Source organism: Bacteroidota bacterium, from assembly GCA_039821555.1.
Lineage (GTDB): Bacteria > Bacteroidota > Rhodothermia > Rhodothermales > Rubricoccaceae > JBCBEX01.
Genome location: JBCBNX010000037.1, coordinates 1 through 8320 on the forward strand (window position 1 = coordinate 1; position 8320 = coordinate 8320).

General features: G+C 67.2%; 9 protein-coding genes. All 9 read right to left on the reverse strand.

Annotation, left to right across the window (positions count from 1 at the left end; translation table 11 throughout):
- Nucleotides 1-2059, reverse strand: a 2059-nt coding sequence (locus AAFU51_18595) for an amino acid permease (protein MEO1573262.1), incomplete at its 3' end; no start/stop codon positions are given.
- A 90-nt stretch (nucleotides 2060-2149) separates the two neighbouring features.
- Entirely contained in the window at nucleotides 2150-2467 is a 318-nt protein-coding gene (locus AAFU51_18600) for a hypothetical protein (GenBank protein MEO1573263.1), read from the reverse strand.
- Between the two features lie 12 nt (nucleotides 2468-2479).
- Nucleotides 2480-3631 (reverse strand): alpha/beta hydrolase-fold protein, encoded by a 1152-nt coding sequence (locus AAFU51_18605; GenBank protein MEO1573264.1) that lies wholly within the window; start codon nucleotides 3629-3631, stop codon nucleotides 2480-2482.
- A gap of 76 nt (nucleotides 3632-3707) precedes the next feature.
- A complete protein-coding gene (locus tag AAFU51_18610; protein ID MEO1573265.1) occupies nucleotides 3708-4271 on the reverse strand; it encodes a DUF6434 domain-containing protein in 564 nt (187 codons plus the stop codon).
- Nucleotides 4272-4339: 68 nt separating this feature from the next.
- Entirely contained in the window at nucleotides 4340-5215 is an 876-nt protein-coding gene (locus AAFU51_18615) for a DMT family transporter (GenBank protein ID MEO1573266.1), read from the reverse strand.
- 158 nt (nucleotides 5216-5373) lie between these two features.
- Nucleotides 5374-6243: a prolipoprotein diacylglyceryl transferase family protein gene (locus AAFU51_18620; protein ID MEO1573267.1), complete on the reverse strand. Its 870-nt coding sequence runs from the start codon at nucleotides 6241-6243 to the stop codon at nucleotides 5374-5376.
- A 17-nt stretch (nucleotides 6244-6260) separates the two neighbouring features.
- Complete coding sequence (locus AAFU51_18625) at nucleotides 6261-6794, reverse strand: hypothetical protein (protein ID MEO1573268.1); 534 nt, start codon at nucleotides 6792-6794, stop codon at nucleotides 6261-6263.
- Nucleotides 6795-6831: 37 nt separating this feature from the next.
- Entirely contained in the window at nucleotides 6832-7776 is a 945-nt protein-coding gene (locus AAFU51_18630) for an NAD-dependent epimerase/dehydratase family protein (GenBank protein ID MEO1573269.1), read from the reverse strand.
- Nucleotides 7777-7884: 108 nt separating this feature from the next.
- Entirely contained in the window at nucleotides 7885-8193 is a 309-nt protein-coding gene (locus tag AAFU51_18635) for a hypothetical protein (GenBank protein ID MEO1573270.1), read from the reverse strand.
- Between the last annotated feature and the right edge of the window lie 127 nt (nucleotides 8194-8320).

Sequence of the window (8320 nt, forward strand, 5' to 3'; positions counted from 1 at the left end):
TGTAGTCGCTGACGATGGCCGCCACGTCTTTGACGAGCGCGGCGCGCTCCTGCGCGGTGTCCACGTCGCTCCGCACGATGCGCTGAAGGTGGACCGCGGCCCCCGTGGCGCGCGCGATGCGCAGGGCGAGTTCGAGGCCCAAGTGCGCGTGCGTGCCGCCTCCCCACGGCACCAGGATCGTGCGGACGGTGCCCAGCCCCCGGTCGCGGAGGATAGCGAGGTCGGTGGGCGTGTCCAGGATGACGCGCTTCACGGGCGAGTCGCTGCTGCCGAGCGAGAAGCCGCCGCGCCACCCCATCAGCAACAGGTCGGCCTGCCGCCCCGGCACCTCGGCCACAAGGCCGCCGAACACGTCGTGGGCCACGTCGGTGAGCGTCTCCACAGAGGTTGCTCCGAGCGCGTCGCCGTGCCCGCCGTGCGCATTGCGCTGGGCCTCGGCGGCGAGGCGTTCGAGGGTAGCCTCGATGGCGGGGCGCTCGCGCACGAAGCGGTCGCGCGCCGTCGAGAGCGGCGTCTGGATCGGCACGCGGACCATGTGCAGCCCCACGACCTCGCCGCCCGCCTCAGCTCCGGTGGCCACGTAGCGGCCGAGCCGGAGCAGATCGGCCCCGTGCGCGGGGTTCGCCACGGCGACGAGCACCCGGCGCGGGTCGCTCGCGTCGATGCGCTCGCGGACCGGAGCGACGGCCTCGGCCTCGTCGGCATAGACCGGCGCCTTGTCAAAGAACATCGCCCAGCCGCGCTCGGCGAAGCGGGCCTTGAGGTTAGCGACGGCGTGCTCAATCTCGACACGGTTGCGGCCCCAGACGACGTACCACCCGAGGCTGAGCACGATCAGCCCGAGGAGCGCAAACTGCGCGAAGGTCCCCGAATAGCCGATGATGGCGAGGCATGCCAGCGCCGCGAAGACCTGCACGAACGGCGTACCGGGGACGCGGTATGACGGACGGTACCATTCCGGCCGCGCCGCGCGCAGCACCGCGCAGCCGAGGTTGAGGGCGGCGTAGCTGTAGAGTTGCAGCACGCTGGCCGTCTTGGCGAGCGTCTCCAGGTCCTCGATCAGAAGCAGCGCGAGCGTGAGCACGCCCGTGATGAGGATGGCGCGGTAGGGCGTGAGGCGCGTCGGATGGATCGCAGCGAGCCAGTTGGGGACCATCCGGTCGCGCGCCATCGCAAGGTTGATGCGCGACGCCGCGAAGATGCTTGCGTTGGCCGACGAGAGCGTAGCCAGCAACCCGGCGAAGATCACGATGCCCGCGCCGACGGGCCCGAGCAGGCTGCGGGCGGCCTCGGTCAGCGGGTCTTTCACCTCGGCGATCACATCCTGCGGGAAGAGGCCCGCGATCACAAGCACGATCACGCCGTAGAGGATCGTCACCAGGATGACCGAGCCGATGAGCGTGCGCGGCAGGTTCTTGGCCGGGTCTTTGATTTCCTCAGCGACAGCCGCAATCTTGACAAAGCCGAGGAAGGAGACGAACACGAGCGCGGTCGTCGCGGCGATGGGCGCGGTACCGAAGGGGAAGAACGGCGCGTAGTTGTCGGCCTCGATCTGGAACGCGGCGAGCGCGCTGAAGCCGCCGAGGATGACGAGCAGGATGAGCACGATCACCACCTGCACCCGCCCCGACTCCTTCGCCCCGACGATGTTGAGCGCCACGAGGAGTAGCCCACCCCCGAGCGCGCCCCAGAACGGCGTCAGCGGGGTGAACTGCGCCAGGTACTCCCCAAGCCCGAACAGGTAGAACGCGATGGCGAACGTCAGGCTCAGCCAGATCCCGATGCCTGACACGGCCCCGAAGGCGGGGCCAAGCGCACGTGACACAAAGTAGTAGTCGCCTCCCGACGTCGGCATGCCCGTCGCGAGCTCGGCCGTGCTCGCCGCCGTGATGACGCAGACGACGCCCGCCGCGAGGTAGGCAAACAGGGCCGCCGGGCCGGTCATCGCCACGGCGACGCCCGAGAGGAGGAAGATGCCCGCCCCGATCATCGTCCCGACGCCGATGGTGAGCGCGTCCCAGAAGCCCAGTTGGCGGAGGAGGGCGTCGTTCTTCTTCACAGCAGTCGCGGGTGGTGGGGCGAGGCGGAAGGTGCGGCCTCAGAGGTGGGAAGCGGAAAATACCTCGGCCTCTCCCCTGTCGGCGCGCGCTCAGCAGGCGAAATTCCCGTCGCAGACGATGTCGAGGAGAACGAAGAGCCCGACAATCAACACGTAGCCCAATACGCTGACGACCGTGAACGCGACGAGCCACCCAACCGGCGCGCTGCTCCGCTTCATCCAGAAAAGGACGTTGCCGAGGATCGTCCAGATCGGGTACGTCACGATCGACAGCGCCAGCAACCGCGTGATCGGGTTGCGCTCCGAGCCGGGCGCGTCGAACATCATCGCCGTCGAGAGCGCCAGCATCGGCCACAACAGCACGCCCGCGGCTGCGATCACGTTGGCGATGGACAGGAAGAGCTTCATGACGCAGCGCGTTCAGTCGATCGACGGGGCCGAGTCGGTGCCAAACAGGTAGGTCAGCGGGCGCCAGAGCCGGCGCGCCCAGTCGCGCTCGGTATGGTCGGCCTCGTACGTCTCGAAGAAGACCTCGCCCTGCCCCCGTGCACGCAGCGTCTCCACGACGAAGGTGTGGCTCTCGGCGAAGAACTGGTCGATGCCCTGCGTGCCGTTGTCGAAGTAGAGCGAGACAGGCTCGCTCGGCAGCGGCATCGTCGCGATGTGGTCGACGAGGTCGGCGTTGTCGTAGGGGAACGCGCTGGACAGCGCCGCTGCCTTCGAGAACACCTCGGGGTGCCACATCAGGAGGTAGAACGAGATCAGCCCGCCCATCGATGCGCCCATCACGGCGGTGTGGTCGCGGTAAGGCCGCGTCCGGTACGTCCCGTCGATGAGCGGCTTGACCGTGTTCACGAGGAAATCGGCGTAGATGCGCCCGAACGGGCCGCCGGAGTACTCCGCCCATCGGATCTGTGTGTTGTTGATCCCCACAACGATCATCGGCTCAATCTGGCCCCGCGCGATCAGGCTGTCGGCGACCTCGTCCATCCGCCACTCGCTGCCACCGTACGAGGTCGAGCGGTCAAACACGTTCTGCCCGTCGTGGATGTAGAGCACGGGGAAGCGACGCTCTGGGTCTTCTTCGTAGCCCGGCGGCAGCCAGACGACGAGGTCGCGCGCCTCGCGGGTGCGGGCACTGGCGATGTGGTGATGGTACCGGATCGATCCCGTGGCCGAGGCGAGTGCCGTGTCTTCCCAGTCGGTCGGCTGCAGCGTGACCGTCGTGTCCCCGGTCACTTCCAACGTAGTGGCGGGCATGGGAGTACGCGGACCGGAGAGTGCCTGGCGGCCCCACGTCCCGCGCGTCACGTTGAACACCAGCGTACGGCCTGCCTCGAACGTGCCTGTGAACGCCCAGCGCGTGTCGTCGACCTGCTCCATGGCTGCGCCTGCGGGGTTCCAGTCGCCAAACTCGTTCCCCTGTCCGGCGAGGTATAGTGTGGCATCCTCGGGCGTGTGGGCCGGCGGAAGTACCTGGATCGTGACCACGTGCTCCTGTGCACGCGCCGACGAGGCGCAAGGCAGAGCGAGGAGGCAAACGAGCAGGTGGACGTAGACGCGGACGATCATGGGAGCCTGCGTGGTTGAATGCGGGGACGACGCTGCGAGACGCAGCCCCAAGATGCACCACGCGCGTCGGTCGGTGTCACGTCGCTGGTGGTTCCTCGGCGCCGTCCCACTCCGAGCGCCGGGTCGCGCGCTTCGCCTTCCACGCGCGCAGCACCTCGTCGCGCGTGGCGTCTGGGTGCGTGCGGTGGTATGCCCGCGTGTGGCGGTTGAACTCCAACTGCGCCTCAATGGGCCGGTCGGGGTCCTCTTTCGACGCCCGCCACACCGCCGCGGCCTCCGAGAGCGGTCGCCCAGCGCCCGTCTTGACGAAGTCGATCAGCGCACGGTTGAAGCGGAACGACGGGCCGATCTCGTCCACGAAGAAGGCGCGGAGACGTTTGCCGCAGGTCCAGCCGCGACCGATCGGCGTGGCACCAGTGAGCGTCTCCGGCATCGGATCGACGGGCCCCGAACGCTTGGGCACAGGCTTGAGTACCGTGCCGTCGCGGAGGTACGCCGCGATGCGCTCGCGCACTTCCACCTTCGAACCAGTGGTGGGGAGCCCTACCCGGTGGCAAAAGCCGACGAGTTCGGCCTTGAGCCAGTAGAAGTCGAGGAAGTCCTCAACGGGGAGATGCTCGGTCAGAGATGGGCGACTCATCGTAGTCAGATTGGCGAGATCCAGCGTAGAGGGTACGACGTGCAGCGGTTGTCTGCGTGGAGGGCCGATCATCCATCAGCAGGGGCGACATCGGGGGTGGAATGAGCCGTTCGCTTGCCAGCCAAGAATAATCCCACGCCGCCCAAGATCGCCACGGACGTGACCAGCAAGCGCACCGTGATCGCCTCGCCCAGGAGCGCCACGCCGCCGACGGCGGCCAGGATGGGCACGGTCAGCTGCACCGTGGCGGCGGTGCCCGCCGTCAAATGCGGCACCACGGCGTACCAGACGGCATAGCCCATACCAGACGCCAGCGCACCGGACGCGACGGCCAAGGCTAGCCCTACAGGCCCCACTGCGGCATCCTGCCAGAACACGACACTCAACACCACGGCCAGCGGGACCGCCCGCACGAAGTTGCCCGTCGTCTCCTGCGTCGGGTCGCCGGAGCCGCGCCCGCGCAGCGAGTAGACGCCCCACGCGACGCCCGCGGCCAGCATGAGCACGGCGCCAAGCAGCGGAGGCGCCTGGAAGCCGGGCAGCAGCAGCCCGACCAGTCCGCACAGGGCAAGGACGGCCCCTACCGTTTGCCGCGCCGTGAACCGTTCCCCCGTCCAGAAGCCATAGCCGATCATCGTTGCCTGCACCGCGCCAAACAGAAGCAACGCCCCCGTCGCAGCCGTCAAGCTCAGGTAGGCGAAGGAGAAGCCCGCCGCGTAGACGAACAGGGCGAGCGCCGACCGCCACGTGCCGCCCAGCGACGCCGTACGCTGACGCGCCATCACCAAGACGGCAAGCGTCACCGCACCCGACGCCAACCGCACGATGGTGAACGAGGCGGCATCGATCGAGCCCCCAGCCAGCGCCTCCCGGCACAACAGCGAGTTGCCCGCAAACGCCAGCATCGCGAGGCTCGTGTACAGGCTCAGTCGAACAAGAGGCATCCGTTCCTTCGGCACTGACGCCGACCTGGTTGACGTGCCACCGCGCGAAGACTGCGTCGTGCGCACGCCCAGTAGCAGTGGGATTCGCTGAGGATACGCCGCCTCCAGGACCACACGTCGACGCTACCACTCTGCGTCAGCGCTCGGTGGCGGACTAGTCACGACCGTTCCGGCGTGATGGCAGAGCCATCGGCACGTTCACCCCGTCGCATACGTCGCCAGAGGAACGGGACGGAGGCGAGCACGGCGGCTGCCACCCACTGCGCGGGGGTGAGCCCGGCGTAGGTCGCGTCGCTCACGCGGAGGAAGTCGAACCCAAACCGGACCGGCATGTAGAGCACGGCGAACGCGCACAGGAAGAACCCGACCGGCCGCGGCTTCCGGTCCAGCACAACGAGCACCGGCAGGACGAACGCCGCGAGGTACACGACTTCGTAAAGGCCGAGGTCGTGGAACCCCAGCAATAGCAATACAGACGGCGGCGGGAGCGCCTCGGCCTGGCCTGCGGCGGCGTAAGCGTAGGCGATGAGATTCTGAGCAGGCTCGGTCTCCAGGCTCACTGCGAGCGGGAAGTCGGTGATGCGGCCGGGGTGGTCGTGGACCAGCGCACACCCGACGCGGCCGATGGCGAGCGCGAACGGGAAGACGAACACCGCCACGTCGAGATACGCCCACCGTTGGCGGAGGTCCGGGGCGCGGAGCCACAGGTAGAGCGCCGCCCCGACGAGCCCGCCGATCATGCCGCCGAACGAGCTGATGTGCTCCCAGACGCGGAGCAGGAGCCACGGGTCACGCGCGACTTCGCCCGGGAAGTAGAACAGCACGGCAAACAGGTGCGCGCCGAGGAAGCCGCCCACGATGAGCCACATCGCCATCTGCTCCCCCACCGCGGGCTTCAGCCCGAACCGGGCGAACCGCCGCCGCGCCATCGCCAGCCCGACCAGCACGGCCACGGCGACTGTGAGCCCGAAGACCTGGATCGTCAGCGGCCCTAGCTGCAAGGGCGGCACGTCAGCGAACGGAATCATCGATTGGGATGAGCAGACTATGAATCAGGGTATGCTGCGCTTTGGCTCACGCGCCGTCCCGAGTCCGATCTGAGCGTGCTAGTGGTACCCGATCTGAGTATCACGGCCGCCGCCGCCATAGCGAATGCGCCGGTGCCCAGCGCGACCCTCGCCCATTGCCATGCGCCCCAAGTCTGGAGCGCACCGGGCAGGTCCTGCGGGGCCACGCTACGGTTCGCGAAGCCCGCGTTGGCGTCCTTGAAGTACACGAAGAAGAGAGCGAGCACGCCTAGCGACAGCACCGTCGAAAGCACCCAGAGCCGTGTGGGACGGCGGTCGAGCGCGCTCAGGACCGTGGCGACGAGGGCGAGTACGGCACTCGCGATCTGGAGAGGGCTGTAGAAGCCGACCAGGAGTTCCGCGTTGCTGGCGTACCAGTCGAAGAACTGGTCCGCAGCGAGTGTCTGCCAGTACGGGACCAAGATCGCCGATTCCGCGAGCATGGCACCCGCGGAGAGGCCAAGCACGAGCAGCGCAAGCAGAGAGAGCCAGTCGGTGAGCCATCCACGCATTCCGCAAAGTACTTCGTGCCTGCTTGGTGGAAGCGGGTCATACAGCCGTTTGACTGCTCGCCTTGAACGCCGCTGCTGTTTCTGCGATGCCAGCGGCCAGTGGGGTCACCTCACCGAAGGCATCGCCGAACGCTCGGTCGAACTTCGAGTGGTCCACAATGAAGGGGTGCTCCCACAGGTACAGCATTTCAGCCACTTCACGCATCATCGGGTTGAAAAGGCCGAGCGCGCGAAGCACCCACGACGGCGCGGCCTGTACCTTCGCCTTTTGGCCCATCGCCTCAGCAGCCCTCTCGGCGAACGCACGGGGAGTCATCGGGGGTGGATTGGGGACGAGCCACGTCTGCCCGAACGCCTCGTCGTGATCCGCCAGCACGACGAGCGCACGCCCGAAGTCCTCGATGAACGTGAATGAGTGCGGGTGATCGGGGTTGCCGAGCAGGCGCGCAGCCTTCCCCTCTGCGAGACGACCGAAGACCTCGCTGCCGACGCCCGAGAGCAACACGCCCGGCCCGTAGAAATCGGAGGCACGCCCAATCGTCGCTTCGACACGCCCGGCCTCATGGGCGGCGCGGAGCATGTCCGCCACCTCCTTACGAACGCGGCCTTTACGCGTCTCCGGGCGCTCCGGCGCCTGCTCCGTCAGCGGCTGATCGGGAGGCGCGTACGCATAAAGGTTGTCTCCGTAGACGAGTCGAGCACCCGCTGAGGCTGCCGCATCGATGGCCCCTCTCATGAGCGCAGGGAGAGTCTCGGGCCACGAGGTGTACGCCGTGACGGCACAGTGGTAGAGCACAGAGGCCCTGCCCGTCGCGCTGCGCGCCGAGGTCTCATCAGTCAGGTCGCCCGCCACGACCTCCACCCCGGAAAGACCACCGGGGACCCGTCCGCTTCGGTTCACGAGGCGGACCTCGTCGCCCCGCGCCCGTAGAGAGGCCGCGACGGCTTGCCCGAGCGGACCAGTTCCGAAGACGACGTTCATGATTCAGGCAGGCAGTGGGGAGGCTGCATAACAAATGGCAGCTCAGCCGCGAAGGGCAACGACCGGAGAGTGAGTTCGGGGCAACGTAGACGCCAACGCTCGTGCGAGTCAAGAACCCTTGGGCCCTTCGTCGACCTGGAGGGGTTGGTTAGGCGCCCTCTGCTCGGACTCCGATTCTGGGGAGCCACTCAGTATCAGCTTTGCCTCCGCTTCAGATTCCTTGAACTCATCTCCTGTCAAATCCTTGTACGCGGCTAAGAACTGGTCAGACTTGCGAAACTCCTTGAATAGAGGCCAATCCTTGTAAGCAAAGGGCGGCAACTCGTCAGAATCGACCCCGATTTTACGCATAACCCGTTCCGCAGTGTCAAAGTCATCTTTGAGGACAGCGACGGCCAGATGAAACTTGTCACTCATGGCGCTCCAGTCTTCATCTGCAACGATCCTGTGCGCGGCGTCTGGGTCATTAAGAGCCTATCCCAATAGGTAGTCGTCGGACGTGAGAGGGCAACGCCGCCACACGATCACCGCGCACGCCAGGTGA